At 67.7% G+C, this 26,172-nt stretch carries 28 protein-coding genes; 13 read left to right on the forward strand and 15 right to left on the reverse strand.

The features are described 5' to 3' along the window. Window position 1: 1 nt before the first annotated feature. The 3 genes from htrA to sigE all read right to left on the reverse strand — a co-directional run bounded on the left by htrA (window position 2) and on the right by sigE (window position 2,751). Window positions 2-1,498, reverse strand: a complete 1,497-nt coding sequence (gene htrA / locus EH231_RS13065) for a serine protease HtrA (RefSeq protein ID WP_124712526.1) — start codon at window positions 1,496-1,498, stop codon at window positions 2-4. A gap of 78 nt (window positions 1,499-1,576) precedes the next feature. Then, a complete protein-coding gene (gene rseA / locus EH231_RS13070; RefSeq protein WP_090428263.1) occupies window positions 1,577-1,975 on the reverse strand; it encodes an anti-sigma E factor RseA in 399 nt (132 codons plus the stop codon). A 77-nt stretch (window positions 1,976-2,052) separates the two neighbouring features. Then, a complete protein-coding gene (gene sigE / locus EH231_RS13075) occupies window positions 2,053-2,751 on the reverse strand; it encodes an RNA polymerase sigma factor SigE (RefSeq protein ID WP_241177965.1) in 699 nt (232 codons plus the stop codon). A gap of 255 nt (window positions 2,752-3,006) precedes the next feature. Here sigE and EH231_RS13080 point away from each other — a divergent pair, with 255 nt between their 5' ends. The 6 genes from EH231_RS13080 (at window position 3,007) to EH231_RS13105 (ending at window position 8,328) form a co-directional block, all read left to right on the forward strand. Then, window positions 3,007-3,651 carry an O-methyltransferase gene (locus EH231_RS13080; RefSeq protein ID WP_090428257.1) on the forward strand — a complete coding sequence of 215 codons (645 nt, stop codon included), beginning with the start codon at window positions 3,007-3,009 and terminating at the stop codon, window positions 3,649-3,651. A gap of 122 nt (window positions 3,652-3,773) precedes the next feature. Beyond that, window positions 3,774-4,445, forward strand: coding sequence for a TetR/AcrR family transcriptional regulator (locus EH231_RS13085; RefSeq protein ID WP_090428254.1), 672 nt, complete (start codon window positions 3,774-3,776; stop codon window positions 4,443-4,445). Further along, window positions 4,442-5,335 carry an ABC transporter ATP-binding protein gene (locus EH231_RS13090; RefSeq protein WP_090428251.1) on the forward strand — a complete coding sequence of 298 codons (894 nt, stop codon included), beginning with the start codon at window positions 4,442-4,444 and terminating at the stop codon, window positions 5,333-5,335. The genes EH231_RS13085 and EH231_RS13090 overlap by 4 nt, the downstream gene beginning before the upstream one ends. After that, complete coding sequence (locus tag EH231_RS13095; RefSeq protein ID WP_124712527.1) at window positions 5,332-6,948, forward strand: ABC transporter permease; 1,617 nt, start codon at window positions 5,332-5,334, stop codon at window positions 6,946-6,948. The genes EH231_RS13090 and EH231_RS13095 overlap by 4 nt, the downstream gene beginning before the upstream one ends. A gap of 20 nt (window positions 6,949-6,968) precedes the next feature. Continuing rightward, complete coding sequence (locus tag EH231_RS13100) at window positions 6,969-7,643, forward strand: methyltransferase family protein (protein ID WP_124712528.1); 675 nt, start codon at window positions 6,969-6,971, stop codon at window positions 7,641-7,643. A 10-nt stretch (window positions 7,644-7,653) separates the two neighbouring features. Then, the gene (locus EH231_RS13105; protein WP_124712529.1) at window positions 7,654-8,328 is read left to right on the forward strand and encodes a methyltransferase family protein; all 675 of its coding nucleotides are present in this window, start codon (window positions 7,654-7,656) and stop codon (window positions 8,326-8,328) included. Here the strand turns inward: EH231_RS13105 and EH231_RS13110 are convergent. After that, complete coding sequence (locus tag EH231_RS13110) at window positions 8,316-8,885, reverse strand: TetR/AcrR family transcriptional regulator (RefSeq protein ID WP_090428238.1); 570 nt, start codon at window positions 8,883-8,885, stop codon at window positions 8,316-8,318. The two genes, EH231_RS13105 and EH231_RS13110, sit on opposite strands and share 13 nt — an antisense overlap. Window positions 8,886-8,957: 72 nt before the next feature. On the opposite strand from EH231_RS13110, the gene EH231_RS13115 reads away from it, so the two are divergent. Continuing rightward, a complete protein-coding gene (locus EH231_RS13115) occupies window positions 8,958-9,812 on the forward strand; it encodes a lysophospholipid acyltransferase family protein (RefSeq protein ID WP_090428236.1) in 855 nt (284 codons plus the stop codon). 46 nt (window positions 9,813-9,858) lie between these two features. Continuing rightward, window positions 9,859-10,503, forward strand: a complete 645-nt coding sequence (locus EH231_RS13120; protein ID WP_090428233.1) for a DUF4126 domain-containing protein — start codon at window positions 9,859-9,861, stop codon at window positions 10,501-10,503. A gap of 23 nt (window positions 10,504-10,526) precedes the next feature. Here EH231_RS13120 and glgC read toward each other — a convergent pair whose 3' ends face one another. Next, window positions 10,527-11,741: a glucose-1-phosphate adenylyltransferase gene (gene glgC, locus EH231_RS13125; protein ID WP_044519796.1), complete on the reverse strand. Its 1,215-nt coding sequence runs from the start codon at window positions 11,739-11,741 to the stop codon at window positions 10,527-10,529. A 100-nt stretch (window positions 11,742-11,841) separates the two neighbouring features. Between glgC and glgA the strand changes: the two genes are divergently transcribed. Continuing rightward, window positions 11,842-13,005, forward strand: coding sequence for a glycogen synthase (gene glgA / locus EH231_RS13130; protein ID WP_124712530.1), 1,164 nt, complete (start codon window positions 11,842-11,844; stop codon window positions 13,003-13,005). 20 nt (window positions 13,006-13,025) lie between these two features. Here the strand turns inward: glgA and EH231_RS13135 are convergent, their stop codons facing one another. The 7 genes from EH231_RS13135 to EH231_RS13165 form a co-directional block, all read right to left on the reverse strand. Beyond that, window positions 13,026-13,193 (reverse strand): DUF3117 domain-containing protein, encoded by a 168-nt coding sequence (locus tag EH231_RS13135; protein ID WP_011211259.1) that lies wholly within the window; start codon window positions 13,191-13,193, stop codon window positions 13,026-13,028. Window positions 13,194-13,377: 184 nt separating this feature from the next. Then, the gene (locus EH231_RS13140) at window positions 13,378-13,944 is read right to left on the reverse strand and encodes a DNA-3-methyladenine glycosylase I (protein WP_090428226.1); all 567 of its coding nucleotides are present in this window, start codon (window positions 13,942-13,944) and stop codon (window positions 13,378-13,380) included. Beyond that, on the reverse strand, window positions 13,941-14,342 hold the full coding sequence (locus EH231_RS13145) for a DivIVA domain-containing protein (RefSeq protein ID WP_090428223.1): 402 nt from the start codon (window positions 14,340-14,342) through the stop codon (window positions 13,941-13,943). The genes EH231_RS13140 and EH231_RS13145 overlap by 4 nt, the downstream gene beginning before the upstream one ends. 30 nt (window positions 14,343-14,372) lie before the next feature. Then, window positions 14,373-15,323 (reverse strand): glucosyl-3-phosphoglycerate synthase, encoded by a 951-nt coding sequence (locus EH231_RS13150; RefSeq protein WP_090428220.1) that lies wholly within the window; start codon window positions 15,321-15,323, stop codon window positions 14,373-14,375. Next, window positions 15,320-16,144, reverse strand: coding sequence for a dihydropteroate synthase (gene folP / locus EH231_RS13155; protein ID WP_090428992.1), 825 nt, complete (start codon window positions 16,142-16,144; stop codon window positions 15,320-15,322). Before folP ends, EH231_RS13150 begins: the two co-directional genes overlap by 4 nt. 133 nt (window positions 16,145-16,277) lie before the next feature. Then, on the reverse strand, window positions 16,278-18,056 hold the full coding sequence (gene fadD6 / locus EH231_RS13160) for a long-chain-acyl-CoA synthetase FadD6 (RefSeq protein WP_124712531.1): 1,779 nt from the start codon (window positions 18,054-18,056) through the stop codon (window positions 16,278-16,280). A 92-nt stretch (window positions 18,057-18,148) separates the two neighbouring features. Further along, a complete protein-coding gene (locus tag EH231_RS13165) occupies window positions 18,149-18,709 on the reverse strand; it encodes a cytokinin riboside 5'-monophosphate phosphoribohydrolase (RefSeq protein WP_090428988.1) in 561 nt (186 codons plus the stop codon). A 117-nt stretch (window positions 18,710-18,826) separates the two neighbouring features. Here EH231_RS13165 and EH231_RS13170 point away from each other — a divergent pair, with 117 nt between their 5' ends. The 4 genes from EH231_RS13170 to EH231_RS13185 all read left to right on the forward strand — a co-directional run bounded on the left by EH231_RS13170 (window position 18,827) and on the right by EH231_RS13185 (window position 22,940). Next, window positions 18,827-19,516, forward strand: coding sequence for a TetR/AcrR family transcriptional regulator (locus EH231_RS13170; protein ID WP_338134356.1), 690 nt, complete (start codon window positions 18,827-18,829; stop codon window positions 19,514-19,516). 45 nt (window positions 19,517-19,561) lie between these two features. Then, entirely contained in the window at window positions 19,562-19,951 is a 390-nt protein-coding gene (locus tag EH231_RS13175; RefSeq protein WP_090428214.1) for an STAS domain-containing protein, read from the forward strand. 10 nt (window positions 19,952-19,961) lie between these two features. Next, window positions 19,962-22,037 (forward strand): AAA family ATPase, encoded by a 2,076-nt coding sequence (locus EH231_RS13180; protein WP_124712532.1) that lies wholly within the window; start codon window positions 19,962-19,964, stop codon window positions 22,035-22,037. Between the two features lie 75 nt (window positions 22,038-22,112). Further along, on the forward strand, window positions 22,113-22,940 hold the full coding sequence (locus EH231_RS13185) for a type VII secretion target (protein ID WP_090428209.1): 828 nt from the start codon (window positions 22,113-22,115) through the stop codon (window positions 22,938-22,940). Here EH231_RS13185 and EH231_RS13190 read toward each other — a convergent pair. The 3 genes from EH231_RS13190 to dapE form a co-directional block, all read right to left on the reverse strand. After that, on the reverse strand, window positions 22,921-24,543 hold the full coding sequence (locus EH231_RS13190; protein ID WP_124712533.1) for an ABC-F family ATP-binding cassette domain-containing protein: 1,623 nt from the start codon (window positions 24,541-24,543) through the stop codon (window positions 22,921-22,923). The two genes, EH231_RS13185 and EH231_RS13190, sit on opposite strands and share 20 nt — an antisense overlap. Before the next feature lie 184 nt (window positions 24,544-24,727). Continuing rightward, the gene (locus EH231_RS13195; protein ID WP_090428204.1) at window positions 24,728-25,093 is read right to left on the reverse strand and encodes an Hsp15 family ribosome-associated heat shock protein; all 366 of its coding nucleotides are present in this window, start codon (window positions 25,091-25,093) and stop codon (window positions 24,728-24,730) included. Then, window positions 25,090-26,154 carry a succinyl-diaminopimelate desuccinylase gene (dapE, locus tag EH231_RS13200; RefSeq protein ID WP_090428201.1) on the reverse strand — a complete coding sequence of 355 codons (1,065 nt, stop codon included), beginning with the start codon at window positions 26,152-26,154 and terminating at the stop codon, window positions 25,090-25,092. Before dapE ends, EH231_RS13195 begins: the two co-directional genes overlap by 4 nt. Between the last annotated feature and the right edge of the window lie 18 nt (window positions 26,155-26,172).

The raw sequence follows: 26,172 nt of genomic DNA on the forward strand, positions 1-26,172 counted from the left end.
GTTACTGCGCTTTTTGATCGTCGCCGATCGGCGTGACCATGAATGTCATGGGCCGACCGTCGCGGAGCACCTCGATCGGGGCTTCCTGCCCGATCTTGAGCTGACGCACCGCGACCACCATCTCATCGGCGTCGGCGACCTTGCGGTCCCCGACCTTGACCACGACGTCGTTCTCCAGGATGCCTGCCTTGTCGGCCGGGCCACCGGCGTTGACGTTGCGGACCTGTGCGCCCGAGGCCACGCTGTTGCTCACTGTGACGGCGCTGAGCAACAACGTCGGATGCGCGACCTTGCCGTCCTTGATCAGGTTCTCGACGACCTGCTTGACCTCGTTGACGGGGATGGCGAAACCGAGGCCACTGGCGCTGTCCGACAAGGACTTTCCGGCCGTGTTGATCCCGATCACCTCGGAGGACATGTTGATCAGTGGGCCGCCGGAGTTGCCGTGGTTGATCGAGGCATCTGTCTGGAGCCCGTCGATCACGGTGTCGGTGTCGGAACCTTCACCCGAGAGCGGCACCGGCCGGTGCAGCGCGCTGATGATGCCGTGGGTGACCGTGCTGCGCAGCCCCAGCGGGGCGCCGGCCGCGATGACTTCCTCGCCGACACGCACCTTCTCGGAATCACCCATCCGCGCCACGACGAGGTTGTCGACGTTGTCGACCTTGAGCACGGCCAGGTCGGTCTTGGGGTCACGGCCGACCAGGTTGGCCGGTACTTCCTTGCCGTCGTTGAACACGACGGTGATCTGGTAGTCCGCCGGCTTGCTCGCGGCGTCGGAGATCACGTGGTTGTTGGTGACGATGTAGCCCTTGCCGTCGACGACGACGCCGGAGCCCTGCGAGCCCTCGGTCTTGCTCTTGGCCTCGATGGTCACCACCGAGTCCTCGACCGCCGAGGCGACCGTGGCGAACCGCCCGGCGTCCGGCGACGGGAGGTCTCCGGTCTCCAGCGTCACCTTGGAGGTGGTGAACGCCTGCACGGTGCCTGCTGTCTTCTGCCCGACCCAGCCGCCGATGAAAGCGATCAATCCGGCGACGATGAACAGGATGGCCAGCGACGGCCACGACACCCGGCCGCCGAAGAGCACCTCGCGGGCGCCCAGCTTGCCGATCGGGGCCGCCACGATCACCGGTGCGGCCGGTGCCTGCGCGGGCGTGCCCAGCGCAGGGATGGCGCCCGGATCGCGCCAGGGATCGTCGAAATCGTCGTCACCGGAGCTCTTCTCGTCCTCCAGCGCGCCGGCGTCGGTGGGGTGGCGCTGCAGTGAGTCGCCCGCGCCCCCGGGACGGCCGAAGGCCTCGGCGAGGACGGGATCGGGCGGTTGGTCTTTCGGGGCGTATTCGCCCTGGTCCTGGTACTTATCAGCACCCAGGAACGAGCCGTCGACACCGGCGGGCCGGCCGAATGTGCGCTGCGACAATTGGTCGACAGGTGGCCGATCGACAGGGCGCGGTTCCAGACGGCCGCTCTCGTCGGACTGGTCCTGGTTGGTCACCGGTGTATCACTCTCTGTCAGAGCGCCCGCCCCAGCCAGATAGGCCGACGCCGGTCACTGATCGCCTTGTGGTCAAGCCTACCGGCGCTTGCGCCGGCTCCGCGTCGGGTCATCAGCTAACTGAGGCTGTTCACCGACCTCGGCCGAAGGCTGTGGACTGTGGTGCGGTATCTGCGACAACAGGCCCAACAGGGAATTCGGAATGGCTATCGGACAGGAGTCCCGCAATGCGGCCCGGGCCTGGCCCTGGGCGTCGACCTCGGCCGCGCAATCCGGGCACAGCGACAGGTGATGCGCGGCGCGCAGATGAGCGCTCATCCGCAGCTCACCGTCGACGAAGGCCGCGATGGCTTCCGTCGAGAGATGTTCGGTGGAGCGGAACTGGCGAGGCGCGCCGACGGGCGCATCGCTCTGCGAGGCGAACTGCGCAGGCAACCAGGAGAATGCCCGACGGAACACATGTCCCGGGTCGACCATCGCCCAGCTCCTCTCGCCACGACCAAATGTCCTGACCCGAATGTAGCGCGACCGGGCGCGCTGAACACCAACCACCGCTAGGCGGATTTGGCGGTTTCCGGCGAGTTCTTCGCCAGGTACTCGCGCAACGCCTGCCGACCGCGGTGAATGCGGCTGCGCACGGTGCCGAGCTTCACGCCCAACGTGGCGCCGATTTCTTCGTAGGACAGACCCTCGATGTCACACAGGACCACCGCGGCGCGGAATTCCGGGGCCAGCGAGTCCAGGGCGGCCTGGAGATCGGCTCCCAGCCGCGAGTCGTGGTAGATCTGCTCGGGGTTCGGGTCATCGGCCGGCACCCGGTCGTAGTCCTCGGGCAGCGCTTCCATGCGGATGCGGCCACGGCGGCGGACCATGTCCAGGAACAGGTTGGTGGTGATGCGGTGCAACCACCCCTCGAAGGTTCCCGGCTGGTAGTTCTGCACCGAGCGGAACACCCGGATGAAGGTCTCCTGCGTCAGGTCCTCGGCATCGTGCTGGTTACCCGAGAGGCGATAGGCCAGACGGTAGACGCGGTCCGCGTGTTGGCGCACCAGTTCGTCCCATGACGGCATCGCGGCCTGGTCGCCGGTGGCGTCGAATACCGCCGTACCGGTCAGTTCATCGGACGGCTCGACCCATTCACCGGTGGTGAACTGCTCCAGATGTGCCATGGTCACCGGGGCGGCCTGGGCGGCCGGGTTCGAGGTAACAGCGTTCGCGCTCGTCGGATCCTCCTGATCACAGATTTCACTCATCCCAACACGACTGATCACTTCGTTATTCCGATTGCTGTCCTGGTTGTGCTGGGCAGTGCGCCAGCGGGCGCCGTGTTCCATGCGGATACCGTTCCTGATCCCGGTGAGGCAGAGGTATGAGCAATCTGAACTTTCCCTGAGAATGCCGACGATACGTCCGGTTACCTGCCCGAACCAGCGAATTTCCGGTGGTGATAACCGCCACCCACGGGCGTGTCGCGACAGCGCCCACGGGGTCTGGCCTACGCTGCGGGCATGGTCAGCTCCAACCCCGGTCGCGCCGAGGCGATCGTCACGCATGCCGAACGGTCGATCTCCGAGGACGAGATCGTCGCGGCTGCGCGTGAGCGGGCCGAAGAACTCGGCGCAGGTGCGGTCACTCCGGCCGTGGGAGCGCTGCTGAGCGTCCTCGCGCGGCTCACCGGGGGCCGGGCGGTGGTCGAGGTCGGCACCGGGGCCGGTGTGAGCGGGTTGTGGCTGTTGTCCGGCATGAGCGACGACGGCGTACTGACCACGATCGACGTCGAACCCGAGCATCAGCGCATCGCCAAGCAGGGTTTCACCGAGGCCGGCGTCGGCCCCGGACGGACCCGGCTGATCAGCGGGCGCGCCCAGGAGGTACTGACCCGCCTGGCCGACGCGTCCTACGACCTGGTGTTCATCGACGCCGAACCGATCGACCAGCCGCAGTTCGTGGCCGAAGGGGTGCGCCTGCTGCGTTCCGGCGGTGCGATCGTGCTGCACCGGGCCGCGCTGGGCGGCCGGGCCGGCGACGCCTCGGCCAACGACGCCGAGGTCAGCGCCGTGCGTGAAGCGGCCCGGCTCATCGCCGAGGACGAGCGTCTCACCCCGGTGCTGATCCCGTTGGGCGATGGCCTGCTGGCCGCCGCTCGCGACTGACTTTCCCCGCCCCTTCCGGCCTCACCCCTCGACTGCGGGGTGAGGCCGAATTTCTCTTCTTTACGGATTCCTGACGCGCCACCCCTTGACCGCGGACTGAACGCATGTTTAGCGTATTGAACATGCGTTCAGTCGATGATCGAACAGCGATGGCCCGGATCCGCGACGCCGCGATCGAGCAGTACGGGCAATACGGATTCAGCGTGGGGCTGCGCACCATCGCCGAGGCCGCCGGCGTCAGTGCCGCCCTCGTGATCCACCACTTCGGTTCCAAGGAAGGCCTGCGCAAGGCCTGCGATGCCCATGTGGCCGAGGTGGTGCGCGAGGCCAAGACGGAGTCCCTGCGGAGCAGTGACCCGGCGACCTGGCTGGCCCAGATGTCCGAGATCGAGTCCTATGCGCCGCTGATGGCCTACCTGGTCCGCAGCATGCAGTCCGGCAGTGATCTGGCGAAGACGTTCTGGCGCACCATGGTCGACAACGCCGAGGAATACCTGGAAGAGGGTGTTCGCACCGGGGTACTCAAACCCAGCCGCGACCCGCGGGCCCGGGCGCGGTTCATGGCGATATGCAGCGGCGGCGGGTTCCTGCTGTACCTGCAGATGCATGACGACCCAACGGATCTGCGCCGGGTTCTGCGCGACTACGGCGAGGACCTGATGCTGCCCGCCCTTGAGCTCTACACCGAGGGCCTCATGACCGACTCGACGATGTACGACGCGTTCCTGCACCAACGCGAACAAGGCATTCCGTTCAGTTCCGATCCCACGACCGATACCAAGGAGCCAGCGTGAAGAACTCCGTCGAAATCCGCGGACTGTCAAAATCTTTCGGACACACCAAGGCGCTCGACGGGTTGAACCTGACCGTCTCCCCCGGCGACGTCACCGGCTTTCTCGGACCCAACGGCGCGGGCAAGTCCACCACGATCCGGGTGCTGCTGGGCCTGCTGCGCGCCGACGGGGGCACCGTGCGACTCCTGGGCGGCGACCCGTGGCGCGACGCGGTCGCCCTGCACCGCCGCATCGCCTACGTTCCAGGCGATGTCACGTTGTGGCCCAACCTGACCGGGATGCAGGCGATCGACTTCCTGTGCCGGCTGCGCGGCAACGGCGTCGACACCCGGCGCCGCGACGAACTGATCGAGCGGTTCGAACTGGACCCGCACAAGAAGGCCCGCACCTACTCCAAGGGCAACCGGCAAAAGGTCGCGATCGTCGCGGCGTTCAGTTGTCATTCCGAGCTCTATATTCTCGACGAGCCCACCTCGGGGCTCGATCCGTTGATGGAAAAGGCATTTCAGCAATGCGTCGCCGAGGTAGCCGGTCACGGCGCCGCAGTCCTGCTGTCCAGCCACATCCTGGCCGAAGTCGAGAAGCTCTGCGACAACGTGACGATCATCCGATCCGGACGCACGGTGCGGTCCGGGACCCTGGCCGAATTGCGGCACCTGATGCGCACCAAGGTCATCGCACGCACCCGCTCCGACGGCCGGGCACTGCAGAACACGCCCTACGTTCACGACTTCACCAGTCACGACGGGGCGGTGAGCTTCTCGGTGGACCGCAACGACCTCGAGTTCGCCCTCGAGCACCTCACCGATCTGGGCATCGCGGATCTCACGGTCGCGCCGGCCTCCCTGGAGGACATGTTCCTGCGCGAGTACCAGGGGGCGACCCGATGACGGCAACCGCTGCGGCCCGGCCGTCGGCCCCGCCACGCACGGCCACCTCACCGTTCACCGGTACCGCGACGCTGTTGCGGCTGGCACTGCGCCGTGACCGGGTACGCCTCAGCGTGTGGCTGGGCGTACTGACGCTGATGATGGTGTACGCCCCCAACGCAATTCGGTTGGCCTACCCGGGTGAGGAGCAGAGACTGGCCAGGGTCAACCTGCTCAAGACGCCGGCCGGGATGATGCTCGGCGGCCCCATGTTCGGCGCCAATGAGACCGACCTCGGCGTGATGATGGCCAACGAGCTGACGCTCACGCTGACCATCGCGACCTCGATCCTGGCGATTCTCACCGTGATTCGTCATACCCGGGCCGAGGAGGAGAACGGCAGTGCCGAACTGGTGCTCTCCTCGGTGGTGGGTCGCTACGCCCGGACCGCCGCGGCCCTGATCCTGGTCGGCGGTCTCAACGCCGTTCTCGCGCTCACCATGACCTTGGCCATGGCCTCCACGGGCTTCGCAATCGTCGACACCGCTGCGATGTGCCTGGGCATCACCGGGGTGGCCATGGTCTTCGGTGCCGTCGCCGCGGTGACCGCACAGCTCTGGCGGCAGGCCCGCACGGCGTCGGGCGCGGCGATGGCGACGCTGGCTCTGGCCGCACTGGTCCGCGGGGCCGGTGACGTGATCGACAACTCGGGCAGCGTCCTGAGCTGGTTCTCCCCGATCGCCTGGGCACAGCAGATGCGGCCGTTCACCGACCTGCGCTGGTGGCCGTTCGGTTTGTTGGTCGTCCTGGCCGTCGCGTTGATGGCCGTGGCCGCGGTGCTGGAGCGTCGTCGCCAATACGACGCGGGCACCATCGCATCCGCGGGCGAGAAGCCCGACGCCCCCACCATCACCGGCCCGCTGCGGCTGCACCTCACGCTGCAACGGGGCCAGACGATCGGCTGGGCGGTCGGATTGTTCATGGCCGGGCTGGTATTCGGCTCTATGACGAAGGCGCTGCTGGACGCGGCCAAGACCAACGAGTTGATCGCCCGGCTGCTCTCCACGACCGGCAACGACGGCATCTACACGACCATGACCCAGTTCCTCGCCGCAGCTGCCACCGCCTACGTCGCATCGGCTGTGCTGCGGGTGTACACCGACGAGCAGAACGGGCTGGGCGAGCCGGTGCTGGCCGGGGCGGTGTCGCGCCGGCGCTGGCTGTTGGGCGCGGTCGCCTGCGCGCTGGCGGGAGCGGCGGTCCTGATGTTCTGCGCCGGGCTGGGCAACGGACTGGGCGCCGGACTGACGTTGGGAGAGCCGGGTACGGTCGCTCGCCTCACCCTGGCCGCGCTCGCCTATCTGCCCGCGCTCGCCGTGGTGGCCGCGATCGCGGCGCTGGCCGTGGCGCTGCGTGCGCCGTGGATCGCCTGGCTGGCAGTCACATTCGTGATCACCGCGTTGTACCTCGGAGCGCTGCTGCGCCTGCCGCGCTGGCTGATCGAGCTGTCCCCGGTGGGCCAGACCACCGTGCCGAGCCAGTTCCCCGCCATGGCGCTGGTGGTGATGCTCATCGCCGCAACGGCTTTGGCGGCCGTTGCGGGCTGGATCTATCGCAACCGCGACGCGGTGTGAACCCGAACAGGAGTCAGACGATGAAACTCGCACTTCAGACAATCGCATCGGGCGTGCTCGGCCTGGTGTTCTTCGCCGCCACGCTGTTCTGGCCGGCAGGCACGTTCCACTACTGGCAGGCCTGGGTTTTCATCGCCGTGTTCATGGCCACCACCGTGGTGCCGAGCATGTACCTGGCGGTCAGGGACCCCGCGGCCCTGCAACGGCGCCTGCACGGTGGGCCGACCGCGGAAACGCGCATCGTCCAGAAGATCGTCATCTGGGCGGTCACGGGCTCGGCCGTCGCGGCGTTCGTCCTCAGCGCCCTCGATCACCGGTTCGGCTGGTCCAGCGTGCCGACCGCGGTGGTCGTCCTCGGCAACGTCCTGGTCGCGGTCGGCCTCATCCTGGCGCAGACGGTGGTCTTCCAGAACAGCTTCGCCGGCGCCAGCATTCAGGTAGAGGACGAACAGCAACTCGTCTCGACGGGTCTCTACGGGCTGGTGCGTCACCCGATGTACTTCGGCGCGGTGTTGATGATGTTCGGCACACCGCTGGCGCTGGGGTCCTACTGGGCTCTGCTCGTGTCCATCGTCTCGATACCGGTGTTCGGGATACGGATCACCGACGAGGAGAAGATGCTGCGCGCCGAACTCGACGGCTACGACGAGTACGCCCAGAAGGTCCGCTACCGGCTGTTGCCCTACCTGTGGTGAGAGCAGCGATATGAAGGTCGGTCCGCAAGCCGTCGTGTCCTCCGTCATCGGCCTCGCGGTATTCGTGGCCCTGGTGTTCGCGCCGGCCGGGACGTTCGGCTACTGGCGGGGCTGGGCGTTCATCGCCGTGTTCTCCGCCTTCTCGTTGTTGCCGAGCATCTACCTCGCGCTGCACGATCCGGCGGCACTACGGCGCCGGATGCAGGCCGGGCCGACTGCCGAGACCCGGCCGGTGCAGAAGTTCGCGAGCGCGATGGCCTTCCTGTTGCTCGCGGTCATCATCGTGACGAGTGCACTGGACCACCGGTTTGGGTGGTCGGCCGTACCCGCGGTCGTGTCGGTGCTCGGAAATGTCTTGGTGGCGACCGGGCTTGGCGTCGCGATGCTCGTCGTCATCCAGAACAGCTATGCGGCCGCCAACGTCAGGGTGGAGGCCGGCCAGGCGGTGGTGTCCACCGGGCTGTACGGGCTCGTCCGGCATCCGATGTACACCGGCAACGTGATCATGATGGTCGGCGTACCGCTGGCCCTCGGCTCGTACTGGGCGCTGCTGCTCATCATCCCGGGGTTGGCGCTGCTGGCGGTGCGCATCGTCGACGAGGAGACGATGCTGCACACCGAACTCGACGGCTACGACGAATACACCAGGAAGGTCCGCTACCGGCTGGTGCCCTACGTCTGGTGAGCCACGATGCGGGCGGCGGCTTCGACGGCCGCCGCCCGGCGCGCAGCCAGGACAGCCGGATCATCGGTGGCCACGTCGGGATGCGGTAGGTGAGCCCAGGCCAGGCCGATCCCGAACAACATCGCGATCAGATCGCTCGGGTCCCAGGCCGGGTCGATGTGACCGTCGGCCTGGGCCGCTTCGATCGCGGCGACGGCTTGAGCATGCGCAGGCGGCCCGCCGGTCTCGGGTTCGTCGAGGCTGAACCCCTCGAGTTGGGCCCAGGTGATCATGCGCAGATGTTCGGGCCGCCGGCAGGCCAGGTCGTAGATCTCGCCGACGAATTCGGGGACCGCGTCCGGTCGCAGGGTGACCGACCGGAAGAACTCGGCCGCGTCGGCGGCGAACACCTCGCGGAACAGGGTTTCCTTGTCCCCGAAGTGTGCGTACAGCCGTTCCTTGCTGGCGTGCGCCGCACGGGCGATGCGGTCGACCCGGGCACCGGCCAAGCCGTACTGGGCGAACTCGGCCCGCGCTGCAGCCAGGATCTCATCACGCAGTTCCGTCGTGCTTCTCACAGGAACATTTTAACAGACGAACTAGTTCGTTCGGTAGGATCGGAGTCAACAGCGCCACGAGGAGCACAGTCCATGTCAGTCACCAAGATCGACGAGATCATGAACCAACCCAGCCACGTCCAAACCCTGCGCCGGGCGGTGGAAGCCGTCGCCGACGGCGTCGACCCGCTGGTCAATCTCTACCGGCCCTATGTGGACGGCCTGGAGAACCTGCCCCGCGACGGCCGATTCCTGTTGGTGGGCAACCACACCCAGTTCGGCACCGAGACCATGCTGATCCCGTACGTGGTGCGCCGCGAGATCGGGATGCGGGTACGCCCGCTCACCGACCGCCGCTTCGGTGACATGCCCCGGCCCGTCTCCGATCTCATGGCCGCCTGCGGGGCCGTCGTCGGGTCTCCCGAGGGGGCCGGCGAGCTGATGGAGCACGACGAACCCGTCATGGTCTTTCCCGGCGGCGGCCGCGAGATCGGCAAGTTCAAGGGCGAGCAGTACAAGCTGCGCTGGGAGGGCCGCGCCGGATTCGCACGCGTCGCCATCGAACACGGCTACCCCATCGTCCCCGTCGCGCTGGTCGGCGGCGACGACGTCTACGTGGGCGTGACGACCCGTGACCACTGGCTCGGCCGGCTCAGCCAGACGATCAGCGAGAAGCTGACCGGTCAGCGCGACATGGCCATGCCGCTGGTCCGCGGTATCGGCCCCACCCTGATCCCGCGTCCGCAGCGCATGTACCTACAGTTCGCCGAGCCGATCAGCACCGCCAAACCCGCGCGGGTCTCGGATACGAAATGGGTCGACACCGTCAAGCACCGCACCCAGGATTCGCTGGAACAGAGCCTCGACGACCTGCTGACCGTCCGCCGCGAGGACCCGTACCGCGAACTGAACCCACTGGCCTGGCGCAACGCGGCCCAGAGCGGATAACGGCGAACCGCCCGGACCCGGGCGGAGTTCGCCGCATACTGCAGTAATGGAACTGTTGACCGGCTTTGGCCTGGCCACTGCGGCGGGGCTCAACGCCTACATCCCGTTGCTGGCCCTGGGCCTGCTGTCACGCTTCACCCATCTGGTGTCACTGCCGGCGGGGTGGTCCTGGCTGGAGAACGGCTGGGTCATGGCGATCGTCGCGGTCCTGCTGATCGTCGAGGTGGTCGCCGACAAGATCCCCGCCCTCGACTCCATCAACGACACCATCCAGACCTTCGTCCGCCCGACCGCGGGCGGCATCGTGTTCGGGTCGGGCACCGCTTCGCAGACCGCCGCGGTGGCAGACCCAGGCGCCTTCGCCCAGTCCGGTCAGTGGATTCCGGTGGCGATCGGTGCGGTCACCGCGCTGGTGGTCTCGTTGACCAAGTCGACGGTGAGACCGGCCGCCAATGTCGCCACTGCCGGGGTCGCGGCACCCGTGCTGTCGACTGTCGAGGACGTCACGAGCGTCGGGCTGGTCTTCGTGGCGATCCTGCTGCCGATCCTGGTGCTCGTTGCGCTGCTCGCGCTGATCTGGGGCGCCTTCCGGCTATGGCGGTGGCGCAAGCGACGGGGAGTGGCCAAGATCGGCGCCAACGCACGCACGAATGCAGCCCCCCGGCCCGCCGCGGTAGACCCCTGGGAGTGAACCCGGACTGACGACGCGACGCGTCAGATCCAAACGCCCTTGCCGACGGCGACCACGCCGCCCGCGCTGATCGCGAACCTCTCCCGGTCCTTGTCGAGGTCGACGCCCACCATCTCGCCCGGACCGACCACCACGTTCTTGTCCAGGATCGCGTGGCGTACCACCGCGCCCCGGCCGATCCGCACACCCGGCATCAGCACGCTGCCCTCCACGATCGCGCCGTCGTCGATCGCCACGTTGGAGGACAACACCGAATTGCGCACCGAGGCAGCTGAAATGATGCTGCCCGCACCGACCACCGACTCCTGCGCCGAACCGCCGTTGACGAATTTGGCGGGCGCCAGGTTCTCCGACTCTCCGCGTATCGGCCAGCGCTTGTTGTAAAGGTTGAACACCGGGTGCACCGACACCAGATCCATGTGCGCGTCGTAGAACGCATCCAGGGTTCCCACGTCGCGCCAGTAGCCGTGGTCGCGTTCGGTGGCCCCGGGCACCTCGTTGTTGTTGAAGTCGTAGACCGCCGCCATTCCGTCGGACACCAGCCGGGGAATGATGTCGCCGCCCATGTCGTGGTCGGAATGGTCGTCGTCGGCGTCGGCACGGATCGCGTCGATCAGCACCTTGGTGGTGAAGATGTAGTTGCCCATCGACACGAAGGTCTGCTCGGGGTCGTCGGGCGTACCCGGTGGATCCGCGGGCTTTTCGACGAATTCCCTGATGCGCCCGGAATCGTCGGCGTCGATGCAGCCGAAGGCACTGGCCTCGGCGCGCGGCACCCGGATCCCGGCCACAGTGGCCCCGGCCCCGCTGTCGATGTGGAACCGCAGCATCTGCTCGGGATCCATGCGGTACACGTGGTCGGCTCCGAAGATGATGATGTAGTCCGGATCTTCGTCGTAGATCAGGTTGAGCGACTGGTAGATCGCATCCGCCGATCCGGTGTACCAGCGCGGGCCGAGCCGCTGCTGGGCCGGCACGGGGGTGATGTACTCACCGGCCAGGCCCGAGAGCCGCCAGTTCTGCGAGATGTGACGGTCCAGTGAATGCGACTTGTATTGCGTCAGAACGCAGATCCGTAGGTATCGGGCGTTCACCAGGTTCGACAACACGAAGTCGATCAGCCGGTAGGCACCGCCGAAGGGAACTGCCGGCTTGGCGCGATCGGCTGTCAACGGATACAGCCGTTTGCCCTCTCCCCCGGCCAGAACTATGCCCAGCACATGTGGCAACTCCCTCATGGGTCCAAACCTATCCGCCAACCAGCAACGCGGCCAGCCAATGGCAACAGAAGTGTCCGGCGTGTAGCTGGACCCACCGCGACCTACTACCGTCTCGGATATGCGGGTGGCCATGATGACTCGGGAATATCCACCCGAGGTGTACGGCGGTGCCGGAGTGCACGTGACCGAACTCGTCGCGCAGTTGCGTCAACTGTGCGATGTCGACGTCCACTGCATGGGGGCCCCGCGCGACGGGGCCTACGTGGCGCAGCCCGATCCCGCGCTGCGCGGCGCCAACGCGGCGTTGTCGACGCTGTCCGCGGACCTCAACATGGTCAACTCCGCGGCGGCGGCCACGGTGGTGCACTCGCACACCTGGTATGCCGGGATGGCCGGGCACCTGACCGGGCTGCTCTACGGCATCCCCCATGTGCTGACCGCGCACTCACTCGAGCCGCTGCGCCCGTGGAAGGCCGAGCAACTCGGCGGAGGCTACCGGGTGTCGTCATGGGTGGAGCGCACCGCGATCGAGGCCGCCGACGCGGTGATCGCGGTGAGCTCCGGTATGCGCGACGACGTGCTGCGGACCTATCCGGCGCTGGACCCCGGCCGGGTGCACGTGGTGCGCAACGGGATCGACACCGACGTCTGGTACCCGACTCCGCCGGCCGACACCGACTCGGTGCTCGCCGAGCTCGGGGTCGATCTGAGCCGCCCGATCGTGGCATTCGTCGGGCGCATCACCCGCCAGAAGGGGGTGGCTCACCTGGTGGCCGCGGCCCACCGGTTCAGCCCCGAGGTGCAGTTGGTGTTGTGCGCGGGCGCCCCCGACACCCCCGAGATCGCCGCCGAGGTGTCCTCGGCGGTGGCCGAGCTGGCGCGGGCCCGCTCCGGGGTGTTCTGGGTTCGCGAAATGCTGCCGATCAACAAGATTCGGGAAATACTCTCCGCTGCAACAGTTTTCGTATGTCCGTCGGTGTACGAGCCGTTGGGCATCGTGAACCTGGAAGCGATGGCGTGTTCGACGGCGGTGGTCGCCTCCGACGTCGGCGGTATCCCCGAGGTCGTCGCCGACCACCAGACCGGGCTGCTCGTGCACTACGACGCCACGGACCCGCGCTTCTTCGAGATGCGCCTGGCCGACGCGGTCAACTCACTGGTGGCCGAGCCGGAAACCGCCCGCAAGTACGGCGAGGCCGGACGCCAGCGGTGCATCGCGGAGTTCTCCTGGGCGCACATCGCAGAACAAACCCTGGAGATATACCGCAAGGTGTCCGCCTGAGCGGACACCTTGCAGGTCGATCAGCTGGTGACGGACTTGAGTTCGTCGCCCAGCGCAGCGGCCTCGTCGGGAGTCAGTTCGACAACGAGGCGCCCACCGCCTTCCAGCGGTACTCGCATAACGATTCCTCGCCCCTCTTTGGTTGCTTCCAGTGGACCGTCACCAGTCCGGGGCTTCATCGCCGCCATCGAGTGCTCCCTCCAACAGTGCCGACCCGCGTCAGCGGGCCAGGTTGGGGCCGAAGCCGCCCACTCGCTGGCGGCACCCGGCATTGAACTGCTACTGAACTAACCCCTATTGTTCCTTATCCGCAGCGGTGGTTGTGCAAAGACCCGTCGGATACCGACCGAAGGCATGTTTTACCGGTCACAATTACTGTGCCGGCACCCAGCAGGCCGCGATATGGTCGTCGACCATCCCGGTGGCCTGCATCAACGCATACGCCGTGGTCGGGCCGACGAACTTGAAGCCCCGGCGCTTGAGTTCCTTGGCCATGGCGGTCGATTCCGGGGTCACCGCAGGCACTTGGGCCAGGTCAGCGGGCCGCGGCCGGGCCGGTGGGGCGAACGACCACAGCAGCTCGGCCAAATCGACATCGAGCTCGGTGACCGCCCTGGCGTTGGCGATGGTCGCGAGGACCTTGGCCCGGTTGCGCACGATGCCGGTGTCGGCCATCAACCGCTCGACGTCGTCGTCGGTGTACTTCGCCACCGTGTCGGCGTCGAACCCGTCGAACGCGGCGCGGAAATTCTCCCGCTTACGCAGGATGATCAACCAGCTCAGCCCGCTCTGAAAGGCCTCCAGGCTGATCCGCTCGAACAGGGCACCGGAATCCCGCAGCGGCCGGCCCCACTCCGTGTCGTGGTAGTCGCGGTAGAGCGTGGAATCCCCGGCGGCGCCCACCGCCCAGCCGCACCGGATGCGGCCGTCCTCGGTCATGACTCCTCCGGGGTGCGGACCTCTCCTGCGGTGGCCGACACCTCCTCGTCGTCGGCGGTGCCGACAATCAGGTCGTCGTCGGCGTCCTCGTCGAAGTCGTCGGGCACCCCATAGGCCGCGCGTACCGCGGCAAGTTCCCCGCGGACCGCGTCGAGTTCACGGCCCAGCCGATCGAGAACCCAGTCCACCTCGCTGGTCTTGTAACCGCGGACGACCTGGGCGAACTTGAGCGCGTCCACATCGGCCCCGGTGACGCCCGAGGCGGGCAGGACCGTGGCGGTCGTGCCGCGTGGGAGCGGCGGCAGCGTCTCACCCCGGCCGAAGATGACGCTGCCCAGACCGAACAGCACCGTGGCCACCAGAACCAGCACCACCAGGTACAGCAGTATCAGTGTCACGCCCTCGATACTGCCTCACGCATGTGACACCTAGCGCGGGCGCAGGGTGACCATGGGCGGGCGGTCGGCCAGGGAGACCGACGACACCCGCGGGGTGAAGTCGTCACCGTCGGCGTAGAACTGCGTCAGCCCCACCCCCGAATCGGTGATCCCACAGCGCGACAGCAGGGTCGCGATGACCTGCCGGCTCATCGAGGCGAGCTCGGTCAGCGGACGGTTGCGGTGCGCCCGTACGCCCAGGTTGACCTGCGCGATGGCATCCAGGCCGAGTCGGTCGTAGGTGTCCACCAGCAGGCCGATCTCCACGCCGTAGCCCGGCGCGAACGGCACCGAGGTCAGCAGCTCGCGGGTGCCCGCGTACTCGCCGCCCAGCGGCTGCAGCACACAGTTCAGCTCGGGGCGCAGCGAGGCCAGCAGCGGACGCGCCACCAGCTCGGTGACCCGGCCACCGCCGTTGGCGTCCTCGGCGCCGCTGACCTTGAGCGGACGCCGGTAGAACCCCTTGACCAGGTGCACCCCGTCGGCGGTGAGCAACGGGCCCAGAAGCTTGGGGACGAACATCGGGTCGGGGTCGATCAGGTCGGAGTCGACGAAGGCGATGATGTCGCCCGTGGTGGCGGCGAGCGAGCGCCACAGCACCTCGCCCTTACCGGGCTGCGGCGCGACCTCGGGCAGCGCGACCTCGCGGCTGATCACCCGGGCCCCGGCGGCGACGGCACGGATCTCGGTGTCGTCGGTGGAACCCGAATCGAGCACGATCAGCTCGTCGACCAGCCCGCCCAGCAGCGGGGTGATGGTCTCCACGACGGAGGCGACGGTTTCTTCCTCGTTGAGGGCGGGCAGCACCACCGAGACCGTGCGGCCGGCCTTGGCGGCCTCCAGCTCGGCGATGGTCCAGCTCGGCCGGTTCCAGCTGTGGTCGGTCAGCCAGCGGTGTCCAACGACGCCGTCGGCAACGGACAGTTCAGGCAGTGCAGTCATGCCAGTCCCCTCACTGTTCGTGCGGGTGCCCGCACTCCCTGGATCGACGCGACCATCTCCAGCACGCGCCGTGTGGGTCCGACCTCGTGTACCCGGAACATCGCGGCACCATCCGCGGCGGCCAGTGCCGTCGCTGCCAGGGTGCCCTCCAGGCGTTCGGTCAGATCCACACCCAGAGTCTCCCCGACAAAATCCTTGTTGCTCAGCGCCATCAGGACTGGCCATCCGGTCTTAACAAGATCTTTTACGTGGCGCAACAAACTAAGACCGTGATGAGTGTTTTTACCGAAATCATGGGTTGGGTCGATCAGGATCCGGTCCCGCGGGACTCCCGTTGCTACCGCCCGCTCGGCCGCGGCGGTCACCTCGGCGATGACGTCGTCGACGACGCCGCGTTCGGTGATCCCGTAGTTCACCCGGAACGGCCGGGTGCGCGGCACCGCGCCGCCGGTGTGCGAGCACACCAGGCCTGCGCCGAATTCGGCGGCCACCTCGGGCAGTCCCGGATCCGCCCCCGCCCAGGTGTCGTTGATCAGGTCGGCCCCGGCCGCACAGGCCTGCTTGGCCACCGCCGCGCGCCAGGTGTCGACGCTGATCAGCTGGTCGGGATAGGTGGTGCGCAGCCATTCGATGAACGGCACGACGCGGGCGATCTCCTCGTCGGCGTCGACCATGCTGCCCGGGCCCGCCTTGACCCCGCCGACGTCGATCACGTCGGCGCCCTCGTCGATCACGCGCTGCGCCGCGGCCTTGGCGGCATCGTCGCTGAAGGTGGCCCCGCGGTCATAGAACGAGTCCGGCGTCCTGTTGACGATGGCCATGATCAGCGCACGGTCGCCCGCAACCGGGCGCCCGCAGAACAGGCCGTTGAACGTCGACAACACGCCTCCATAGTGCCTGGTGCGGCATCCGTCCCGTTTTTCCACCTCTGGGTCGGTGCCGCGGCACTCCTGATTACTTGGGCCGTTTACCGGCCGTCACTTCGTCGGGGTACTCCGGGTAGAACGGCACGTAGCCGTCCTCGCGGCTCGCCAGTACGTAGAGCGGATCCTTGATGTCTGATCCGTAGCCCTGCTTGCGCAGGTCGACCTTCTGGCTCTTGAACGTCGAGGTGTGGGCCAGTTCGGTGACGACACGGACGAACAGCGGCACGGCGTAGGACGGCAGATGCCCGTAGAACGCGGCGGCCAGCTCCTTGCCATCGAATTCCTTGCCGTCCTTGAGCTGCACCGCGGCCATCCCGGCGCGGCCGCCCGCACCGGGCACCTCCACGCCGAACACGGTGCACTCCTCGATCAGCGGATTGCTGGCGAGCGCGGCCTCCACCTCGGTGGTGGCCACGTTCTCGCCCTTCCACCGGAAGGTGTCGCCAAGCCGGTCCGCGAACGCGGCGTGGCCCAGCCCCTGGGAGCGCATCAGGTCGCCGGTGTTGAACCAGACGTCGCCTTCCTTGAACGCGTTGCGCACCAGCTTCTTCTCGCTGGCGGCCTTGTCGGTGTAGCCGTCGAACGGCTGCAGCGCATTGATCTTCGACAGCATCAGCCCCGGCTCGCCACGCTTGACCTTGCGCAGCCGGCCGTCGGCGCCGCGGGCGGGTTCGCCGCTGTCGGCGTCGTATTCGACGAAGGCAACCGGGCTAGGGCAGATGCCGGTGGACTTCGAGACGTTGAAGACGTTGACGAAGGCGGTGTTGCCCTCGCTGGCGGCGTAGAACTCGCACACGCGCGGGATGCCGAACCGCTGGGTGAATTCGTCCCAGATGGCCGGTCGCAGTCCGTTGCCGACGATCACCCGCACCTTGTGTGCGCGGTCGGTGGGCTTGGGCGGCTGGTTGAGCAGATAGCCGCAGATCTCGCCGATGTAGACGAACGCGGTGGCGTCGTAGGCGATGACGTCGTCCCAGAACCGCGACGCCGAGAAGGACTTGCCCAGCGCCAGGGCCGCGCCCGAGTTCAGCGCCGATCCGACAGAGACGGTGAGGGCGTTGTTGTGATACAGCGGCAGGCAGCAGTACAGGGTGTCGTCGCTGTGTAGCCGCAGCCCCAGGCCGCCGAATCCGGCCAGGGCGCGCAGCCAGCGGTAGTGCGTCATGACGCTGGCCTTGGGCATGCCGGTGGTGCCCGAGGTGAAGATGTAGAAGGCCTTGTCCTTGGCCAGGACGGCCGAGGTGCTGGCCGGGTTGGTGGTCGGCGCGGTGGCCGCCAGCCGGCGCAGCTCCTCGACCGTGATCAGGCCGTTGGGCTCGGCCCCGCATTCGGTGATGTGCTCGACCAGATCGGACTCGGCCACCACCGCCACGGCCTTGAGCAGACCGAAGCTGTGGGCCAGCACCTTGCCGCGCTGGTGGTAGTTGAGCATGCCTGCGACGGCACCGCACTTGACGATCGCGAGCATCAGCAGCACGGCGTCGGGCGAGTTGCGCAGCATCACCCCGACGACGTCACCGTGGCCGACGCCCTTGGCGGCGAGGACGGCCGCGTAGCGGTTGACCGTCTCGTTGGCCTCGCGATAGGTGATGCGCTCGTCGCCGAACTTGAGGAAAACCCGGTCGGCGTACTGGGCGGCCCGCTCCTGGAACACCTTTCCGATCGAGGTCTTGGCCGTCGGCCGAGCCATCATTCCGGTGAGCACGCCCCGTGCGATGACCGGCGCATCCATCAGCAGACCGGGTACCTGGCTGGCGAGGTCGAGTAGGCCGACGCTGCTCCTGGTGCCCGATTTCTGGTCGGTCATGCGGTCTCCCCCTGCGCGTTGTTATGGGTCTCGAGATGGCTCTCGTGTGGCCAACACCATAACCGCGCTGGTAACCGCCGTTACCGCCGGTTCTATGTAAGCGTCGCGCACACGTCGAGCGCTGCGGCGACCTCGTCGACGACGATCAGCCGGTCGAGGGCCTGGCTACTCACATAGCCAGAGTCGACGAGTCCGCGCAACCAGTTCAACAATCCGTCGTAGTGGCCGAACGGATCGAGCAGCACCACGGGCTTCTCGTGCATCCCCAGATAGCCCGCCGTCCAGGCCTCGAAGAACTCTTCCAGTGTGCCGATGCCACCGGGCAGCGCGATGAATGCGTCGGAGCGGTCTTCCATCTCCTTCTTGCGTTCCCGCATGGTGTCGGTGACCACCAGTTCTGCGGCGTCCACGTCGGCGAGTTCGCGGTGCACGAGCGCCTTGGGGATCACGCCGACCGTGCGGCCGTTGCACGAGCGTGCCGCACGCGCGACCGCGCCCATCGCCGAGACGTTGCCGCCGCCGGAGACCAACGTCCATCCGCGCTTGGCGATCGCCACCCCGACCTCACTGGCCAATGCCAGCAGCTCGGGGTGGGTGGGGCCAGAAGCGCAATAGACACACACCGCAAACTCGCGGTCAGTTTCACCGGACACGTACACACGGTAAAGGTTGCTGGTGAACCGCCGATGTCCGGTGGGCGATGTCGGTTGGGTGATGGACTCAGCCCCGCCGCGCATGGAGACTGAGCGGAACGCGGAAGGGCGAACCTGGTGACTGACGACGTCGATCAACCGGCACGGTTGAGCCGCGAGTTCATTCTGGACACCGCGATCGGGCTGATCGATCGCGACGGTCTGACGAGACTGACCATGCGACGGCTGGGTGCGGCCTGCGGTGTCGAGGCGATGGCGCTCTACCGCTATGTGCACAGCCGGGGCGACCTGCTGAGCGGCGTCGTCAACCACATCGTGGACCGCCTCTACACCGATCAGCTCGCCGCGCGCCGGCAGGAGGACGGCTGGCAGGACTTCCTGCTCCGGCTCGGTCACGGCGTGCGCCAGATCGCCATCGAACATCCCGAGGTGTTCCCGCTGGTGGCGACCGAGGCGCCGGAAGCCCCGTGGGTGCGGCCGCCGCTGCGCAGCCTGCGTTGGATGGAGACGTTTCTGGAGACCCTGATCTCCTATGGGTTCAGCGACAAGGCCGCCGTGGCTGCCTACCGCACGTACACCACGTTCCTGGTGGGCCAGTTGCTGCTGGAGGTGTCCGCGCTCGGTGTCGCGCTCAGCCCTGATGAGGCCGTTCTCGACACCGAGCCTCGACCCGATACCTCGCTGGCCGATTACCCGAACCTGCGGCGACTGCAATCGATGCTGGCCGAGGATCACAGCACCGACGAGTTCGAGGATGCGTTGGAGGCCCTGCTCGACCGTATCGAAACCTGGCTGGGCAGCCCCTGACCAGAACCAAGATCAATCACGTTTACAACGTAAACTTCGGCGGTTATGCTCGGTTTCATCGTGGAATCGACCCAGCAGAATCACGAGCTGCACTGGACAGCTCGTACCGCACCCGAAGGCCTCATCGTTCAGGTCTCCGGACAAGTCGACGCGCACAACGAATCCGTCTGGCAGCGCATGCTCAGCGAGTCGGCAGCCGCCGTTCATGAATCCTCGCTGCTCATCATCGACGCCGGATCCCTTGAATTCATGAGCTGTGGGGCACTGGTCGCGCTGGCCAAACAGAGCGTCGACAGTCGCCAGCAGGGGGTCACGGTGCGTCTGGTCATCCGTCAGCCGAGCATCCTGCGAATCATCACCGAATGCGGCATGGACGACACGGTGTCGGCCCATCCAGACCTCGATTCGGCGTTGAACGGGCACGGCCCCCCATAGGATTCGGTGGATGGCTGTCGACTGGGTGATCGCACCGCGTGACCGCGTACTCGACGGACTGGAGGCCGGCCTGCACGAACGCTGCGGCGCAGCGTTACTCGGCCCAGCGGGTGTCGGGAAGACGTCTGTGGCCCGCACCGCGGCCGAACATCTCGCGAGCGATTTCCGGCGGGTCGTACGGATCACCGGCACCGAATCGGCCGCCGCGATTCCGTTCGCAGCGGTGGCGCACCTGATCGACATCCCCTCGGCGGGCAGAACCGCCGACGTACTACGGGCCGCACGTGAGGCGCTCGGGTCCGAGCTGTTGCTGGTCGTCGACGACGCACATCTGCTGGACCGGTTGTCGGCCGCCCTGGTGTACCAACTCGCGGTGAGCGGCGCGGCCAAACTCATCGTCACCGCCGCCGCGGCACAGGCACCCGATGACGTCGCGGCGTTGTGGGGCGACGGCCTGGTGAGTCGCGTCGAGATGTCACCGCCGGGCCACGATGACGCCCGACTGGCCGATCAGGTGGCCACTTTCCTCGCCGACCTGCCCGACGGTGCCGTCGCCGTCCTGCGGCAACTCGCGGTCCACGACCCGCTGTCACTCGCCGATCTGACGGCATTGACCAGCAACGAGGCCGTGCAGGAGGCGCAACGCTCCGGCGTCGTGCGCGTCGAGGAACCAGTCGCGCGGTGTGTGCATCCGCTGTTTCTCACCGCGATGCGAGCCACGATCGGCGGGCCCGGCATGCGCCGGCTGCGCAGCACTCTGGTCGAACGGTTGTCCGCGGCGCCCCGCCCCAGCGTGGTGGACCGGCTGCGGGTGGCGGTGCTGGCACTCGACAGCGATGCCCCCCTGCCCGCGGACGAGCTTGTCGACGCGGCCGGCGAGGCGCTTCGCCTGGGTGACCTGGAATTGAGTGAGCGACTGGCCCGGGCCGCGACGGCGTCGGGTGGCGAATTCCAGGGGCTGCTCACCCTGGCGTATGCGCTGGCCTGGCAGGGTCGCGGCCGTGAGGCTGATGCCGTCCTCGCGCAGATCGACCCGGCCGGCCTGCCCGAGGACCAGTTGATGGCGTGGGCACTGCCTCAGGCGGCCAACCAGTTCTGGATGCTGTCCGAACCCGAGCGCGCCACCGCCTTCCTGCGCGCCACCCGCCGCCGGGTGTCGACGCCGGCGGCGCAGACCACGCTCGACGCGCTGGCGGCGACCTTCGCAATGAATGCCGGTGCGCCACAACGGGCGCTGAGCCTCGCGCAGGAGGTGCTGGCCTCCCCCGCCGCCGATGACACGGCGCTCGGCTGGGCCGGGTCGACGGCGGCGCTGAGTTGTGCGCGGACCGGGCTTTTCGATCAGGTCGACGCGATGGCACGGCGCGCGCTGGCGGCGGGGCATCCCGGCCTGCTGCGGTTCACCAGCGGATTCGGCCAGACCACTGCGTTGTTGATGACCGGCCGGCTCGACCAGGCCCAGGACATGGCCCGGAGCATCACCGATTTCACCCAAATGCTGCAGCCCGGTCGTGCCATCGGCGAGGTGTTGATGGCCGACGTGCTATTGGTCCGCGGGCAACACGATGAGGCGATTGCGTTGTTGCGCAAGGCAACCGCCGCACTGGCGCCGACCGGATACTCCTGGGGACCACTGGGCTGGATGTTGTTGGCGCAGGCCCTCGGTCAACGCGGAATGCCGGTCGAGGCCGGAAAGGCACTGTCCCGTGCGGAATCCCGGCACGGGCTCAAGTCGATGCTGTTCGCGCCGGAATTGGCGCTGGCGCGAGCCTGGACCTGCCATGCCCGGAAGGATTCGGTGGGTGCGGTGACGGCGGCCCGCGAGGCCGCAAAGGCCGCTGAGCGCGGTTACCAATACGCGGTGATGCTGCGGGCACTGCACGATTGCGTGCGGCTGGGCGACACCCGCGCCGTCGATGCGCTGGTGAGGGTGGATCTGGATTGCGTGTTCGGTCAGCTGACGTTGGACCACGCCCGCGCGCTGACGGCCGGGGATGGCGCGGCGTTGCGGGACGTGTCGGCCCGGTACGAAGCCGTCGGGATGTCGGCCGCTGCCCACGACGCCGCCCGTCAGGCCGCTGGATAACCAACTTGGCGCTCAGCACGCACCCGCGCCGACAGTAGAATGCGCAGTTGGACCGCACGATCTCCAGGGGGCTCGATGAACCAGCTCGTCGCCAACACAGGTGCCATCACCGGCCTGCAGGGCATCGTCGACGGAGTCAGTGGTGACATCGGCAGCTTCAAGAATTCGTTCGCCGGCCCGTCTGATCTCGCGTCCAGCCACGGCGCCATCGGCTTTCCGATGCAGAACGCGTTCGACGGTGCCTCGTCCGCCCGTGAAGGCGCACTGGGCGCGACCCAGGTCGCCGCGGGCAAGATGGCCGAATTGCTCGGCAAGGCCTCGCAGGCATACGCACGCGGTGATACGGAAGCCGCCGAGCGGCTCAAGGCCCAGGCCGATGCGCTCGGTGGAGGAAGCTCCCCGGCGTCCGCGGGCGGCGGTGCCGAAGCCGCGAGCTCGGGAGCCGGCGGTGCGGGCCAGATGATGGGCCAATTCAGCCAGATGGCCGGGCAGATGGCGCAATCGATCACCCAGCCGCTCCAAGGCCTGACCCAGGCCATGACGCAGGTGCCGCAGCAGGTCATGCAGGGCGTGCAGAGCATTGTCGAAGGCGCGACCCAGGCCGCCGGAGGCGGCGGCGATGCTGCCTCGCTGGCGGCCGACGCCGGTGGCACGGGGGCCGAGGAGGCCGTCAAGGCCGCCGACCACCAGGCCCCCGGCGATGGCGCCGGAGGCGACCCGGCCGATCAGCCCGATGGCAAGCACGACGGCAGGGACGACCCGAAGGACGAAGCCGGGGCCGGTGCGGATCGACACACCGAGCAACTCGGCAACCGCGCGTCAGCCGGTGTGGCATCGGATGACGGCTTCGGCGTCGGCCCGGTGCCGACGCAGGTGCACAACATCAACCCGAGGCGGCAGTAGCGCTCAGCGCGCCGCTGTCCAACCGCAGCCACCGGTCGATGCCGATGGCATCCAGGAACCGGTCGTCGTGGCTGACCACAACGAACGCCCCCCGGTAGGCGTTGAGCGCCGATTCCAGTTGGCCCACGCTGACAAGATCGAGGTTGTTCGTCGGCTCGTCCAGCAGCAGCAGCTGGGGCGCGGGTTCGGCATAGAGCACGCATGCCAGCGTCGCCCGGAGCCGCTCCCCGCCCGACAAGGCCGCGACCGGCAGGTGGATCCGGTCGCCGCGAAACAGGAACTGCGCCAACAGATGCATGCGCCGGGTGTGCGACAGACTCGGTGCGGCGGCGGCCAGACTCTCAGCCACCGTGCGGTCCTCGGCAAGCAGGTCCAGGCGCTGAGACAACGAGGCGATGCGCCCGTCTACCCGTTGCACCGCCCCGGAGTCGGGTTCCAGCGAGCCGTCGATGATCCGCAGCAGGGTCGACTTGCCTGCTCCGTTGGGACCGGTCAGGGCAATACGCTCGGGACCTCGAATCGAGAAGTCGATCCCGTTGTCGGCGAACAGTTTCCGGCCACCGCGGCTGATCTGAAGGCCTTCCCCGGTGAACACTGTCCGCCCGGCAGGCACCACGGTGTCGGGCAGGTCCAACGCAATCACCTTGTCGTCACGCAACGCCCGTTCGGCTTCGTCGAGCCGGGATCTCGCGTCGTCGACCCGCCGGGCGTGTACGTCGTCGGCACGGGCCGCCGATTCCTGGGCATCGCGTTTCAGCTTGCCCGCCACGATCTTGGGCAGCCCCGCGTCCTTGACGTTGCGCGCGGCGGTCGACGAGCGTCGGGCGGCCCGCTCACGCGCCTCCTGCATCTGTCGCTTCTCCCGCTTGAGCTGTTGCTCGGCGTTGCGGATGTTGCCCTCGGCCACCACCTGCGCAGCCTCCACGGTCTCCTGATAGGCAGTGAAATTGCCTCCGTAGAAGATGATTTCGCCCCGGTACAGCTCGGCGATCTGATCCATCCGGTCCAGCAGTACCCGGTCGTGACTGACCACCAGCAGGCACCCGGTGTAGCTGTCGATCGCGTCGTACAGGCGGTGCCTGGCCCCGCTGTCCAGGTTGTTGGTGGGCTCGTCGAGCAGGAGCACGCTGGGCCGCTTCAGCAGTTGGGCCGCCAATCCCAGCGACACCACCTCGCCGCCGGACAGCGTTCCCAACCGGCGGTCCAGGGCCAAGCCGTCGAGCCCGAGCCGGTCCAACTGGGCGCGGGACCGTTCTTCGATGTCCCAGTCATCGCCGATGGTGGCGAACACGTCCTCGCCGGCGTCACCGTCGGCCAGCGCCGCCAATGCGTCGAGCACCGGGGCCACCCCCAGTACCGCGGCGACGGTGAGATCGGCGGTGAACGGCAGGCTTTGGGGCAGATAGCCGACGGCGCCGTCGACCGTCACCGAGCCTGCCGAGGGTCGGTACTCCCCGGCAATCAGCTTGAGCAGCGTGCTCTTTCCGGCACCGTTGGGTGCGACGAGGCCGGTGCGTCCCGGTCCGACGGAAAACGACAGGTCCGAGAACAGCTCGACATCATCGGGCCAGGAGAATGACAAATGGGAACAGACAACAGACATGCTGGTACTCCAAGGTGATGCGGGCAGCAGGCACCGCATTGAGGAACAGGAACGCGGATTGAAGAGCCGGGATTACCCGGAGATGACCTCTTCGTTGTCCATGGCTCCCAGCATGTTTTCAGCCCACCTCGGTTGACAGCAGATGCGTTACCCATAGTACGCACCCGTGCAACCGATTTTCGGCTCAGAACGTTCCGCGAAGCCGATCCAGTTGTCGCCGTTCACGTTTCGTGGGCCGGCCGGCTCCTCGATCGCGGACCGGAACGGAAGCCACCATCTCCTTGGGCGGCGGTGGCGGACTGCGGTCGATCAGGCACTCCGATGCGACGGCGGCACCGACTCTCTTGGCGATGGGCCGGATGACCTCCACGATCCGGTCCCGGCCGTCGAGCCGGATCCGCACCTCGTCGCCGGGGCTGACGTGCTGCGCCGGTTTGGCGGGCACGTTGTTGACCTGGACGTGTCCGCCCCGGCAGGCGGCCGCCGCCGCGGACCGGGTCTTGGTGATGCGCACGGCCCAGATCCAGCTGTCGACGCGGACGGTGCTCATGTCAGATAGCGCCGCAACATGTCGGTGACCGCGGTGATCTGGGCGACCTCGACCCGCTCGTCGACCTTGTGGGCGAGGTTGGGATCGCCCGGCCCGTAGTTGACGGCGGGGATCCCCAGCGCGGCGAACCGGGATACATCCGTCCAGCCGTACTTGGCGCGGACCTGTCCCCCGGCCGCGGCGACCAGGGCGGCGGCCGCGGGTTTGGCCAGCCCCGGCAGTGCGCCGGCGGCGGCATCGGTCAGTTCGATGTCGACGTCGAGACCGTCGAACACCTCGTGCACGTGGGCGACGGCCGCCTCGACACTGCGGTCGGGAGCGAACCGGAAGTTGACGGTCACCGATGCGGCGTCGGGGATGACGTTGCCGGCGATGCCACCGTCGATGCGTACCGCCGAAAGCCCTTCCCGGTACACGCAGCCGTCGATGTCGACGCTGCGGGGCTGATAGGCCGTGAGCCGGTCGAGCACCGCGCCGAGTTTGTGAATGGCGTTGTCGCCCAGCCAGGAACGCGCGGAATGCGCGCGGGTGCCGGTGGCGGCGACGACGACGCGGATGGTGCCCTGGCAGCCGGCCTCGATGAATCCGCCGGAGGGTTCGCCGAGGATCGCGACGTCGGCCTTGAGCCAGTCCGGGAGCTCGCGTTCGATGCGGCCCAGCCCATTGGCGCTGGACTCGATCTCCTCGCAGTCGTACATCACCAGGGTGATGTCGTGGCTCGGCTCGGCAATGGTGGCCGCCAGGTGCAGGAACACCGCGTCGCCCGACTTCATGTCCGAGGTGCCGCAGCCCCACATCTCGCCGTTCTTGATGTGGCTGGGCAGGTTGTCGGCAGCGGGCACGGTGTCGGTGTGTCCGGCCAGCAGTACTCGCGACGGGCGGCCCAGATCGGTACGGGCCAGGACTGCGTCGCCGTTGCGGACCACCTCGAACCACGGTGCCTGCGTCCGGAGCGCGGTCTCGATCTCGTCGGCGATGCGCTGCTCGTGACGCGACTCGCTGGGGATGTCCACCAGCGCGGCGGTCAGGGCGATCGGATCAGCACGCAGGTCTAGCCCCATGGTCTCCGAGGCTAGTCC

Source organism: Mycolicibacterium nivoides (genome assembly GCF_003855255.1).
Classification (GTDB): domain Bacteria; phylum Actinomycetota; class Actinomycetes; order Mycobacteriales; family Mycobacteriaceae; genus Mycobacterium; species Mycobacterium nivoides.

Coding starts and splice junctions, on each gene's coding strand:
- EH231_RS13095 (WP_124712527.1), top strand. CDS start 5,332: ATGACGGCAACCGCTGCGGCCCGGCCGTCGGCCCCGCCACGCACGGCC.
- EH231_RS13195 (WP_090428204.1), bottom strand. CDS start 25,093: ATGAGCACCGTCCGCGTCGACAGCTGGATCTGGGCCGTGCGCATCACC.
- EH231_RS13115 (WP_090428236.1), top strand. CDS start 8,958: ATGTCAGTCACCAAGATCGACGAGATCATGAACCAACCCAGCCACGTC.
- fadD6 (WP_124712531.1), bottom strand. CDS start 18,056: ATGACCGACCAGAAATCGGGCACCAGGAGCAGCGTCGGCCTACTCGAC.
- sigE (WP_241177965.1), bottom strand. CDS start 2,751: ATGAGTGAAATCTGTGATCAGGAGGATCCGACGAGCGCGAACGCTGTT.
- EH231_RS13100 (WP_124712528.1), top strand. CDS start 6,969: ATGAAACTCGCACTTCAGACAATCGCATCGGGCGTGCTCGGCCTGGTG.
- EH231_RS13190 (WP_124712533.1), bottom strand. CDS start 24,543: ATGTCTGTTGTCTGTTCCCATTTGTCATTCTCCTGGCCCGATGATGTC.
- EH231_RS13140 (WP_090428226.1), bottom strand. CDS start 13,944: ATGACCGAGGACGGCCGCATCCGGTGCGGCTGGGCGGTGGGCGCCGCC.
- EH231_RS13135 (WP_011211259.1), bottom strand. CDS start 13,193: ATGGCGGCGATGAAGCCCCGGACTGGTGACGGTCCACTGGAAGCAACC.
- EH231_RS13105 (WP_124712529.1), top strand. CDS start 7,654: ATGAAGGTCGGTCCGCAAGCCGTCGTGTCCTCCGTCATCGGCCTCGCG.
- glgC (WP_044519796.1), bottom strand. CDS start 11,741: ATGAGGGAGTTGCCACATGTGCTGGGCATAGTTCTGGCCGGGGGAGAG.
- EH231_RS13120 (WP_090428233.1), top strand. CDS start 9,859: ATGGAACTGTTGACCGGCTTTGGCCTGGCCACTGCGGCGGGGCTCAAC.
- EH231_RS13150 (WP_090428220.1), bottom strand. CDS start 15,323: ATGACTGCACTGCCTGAACTGTCCGTTGCCGACGGCGTCGTTGGACAC.
- EH231_RS13185 (WP_090428209.1), top strand. CDS start 22,113: ATGAACCAGCTCGTCGCCAACACAGGTGCCATCACCGGCCTGCAGGGC.
- EH231_RS13080 (WP_090428257.1), top strand. CDS start 3,007: ATGGTCAGCTCCAACCCCGGTCGCGCCGAGGCGATCGTCACGCATGCC.
- EH231_RS13175 (WP_090428214.1), top strand. CDS start 19,562: ATGCTCGGTTTCATCGTGGAATCGACCCAGCAGAATCACGAGCTGCAC.
- EH231_RS13180 (WP_124712532.1), top strand. CDS start 19,962: ATGGCTGTCGACTGGGTGATCGCACCGCGTGACCGCGTACTCGACGGA.
- EH231_RS13085 (WP_090428254.1), top strand. CDS start 3,774: ATGCGTTCAGTCGATGATCGAACAGCGATGGCCCGGATCCGCGACGCC.
- rseA (WP_090428263.1), bottom strand. CDS start 1,975: ATGGTCGACCCGGGACATGTGTTCCGTCGGGCATTCTCCTGGTTGCCT.
- dapE (WP_090428201.1), bottom strand. CDS start 26,154: ATGGGGCTAGACCTGCGTGCTGATCCGATCGCCCTGACCGCCGCGCTG.
- glgA (WP_124712530.1), top strand. CDS start 11,842: ATGCGGGTGGCCATGATGACTCGGGAATATCCACCCGAGGTGTACGGC.
- folP (WP_090428992.1), bottom strand. CDS start 16,144: ATGGCCATCGTCAACAGGACGCCGGACTCGTTCTATGACCGCGGGGCC.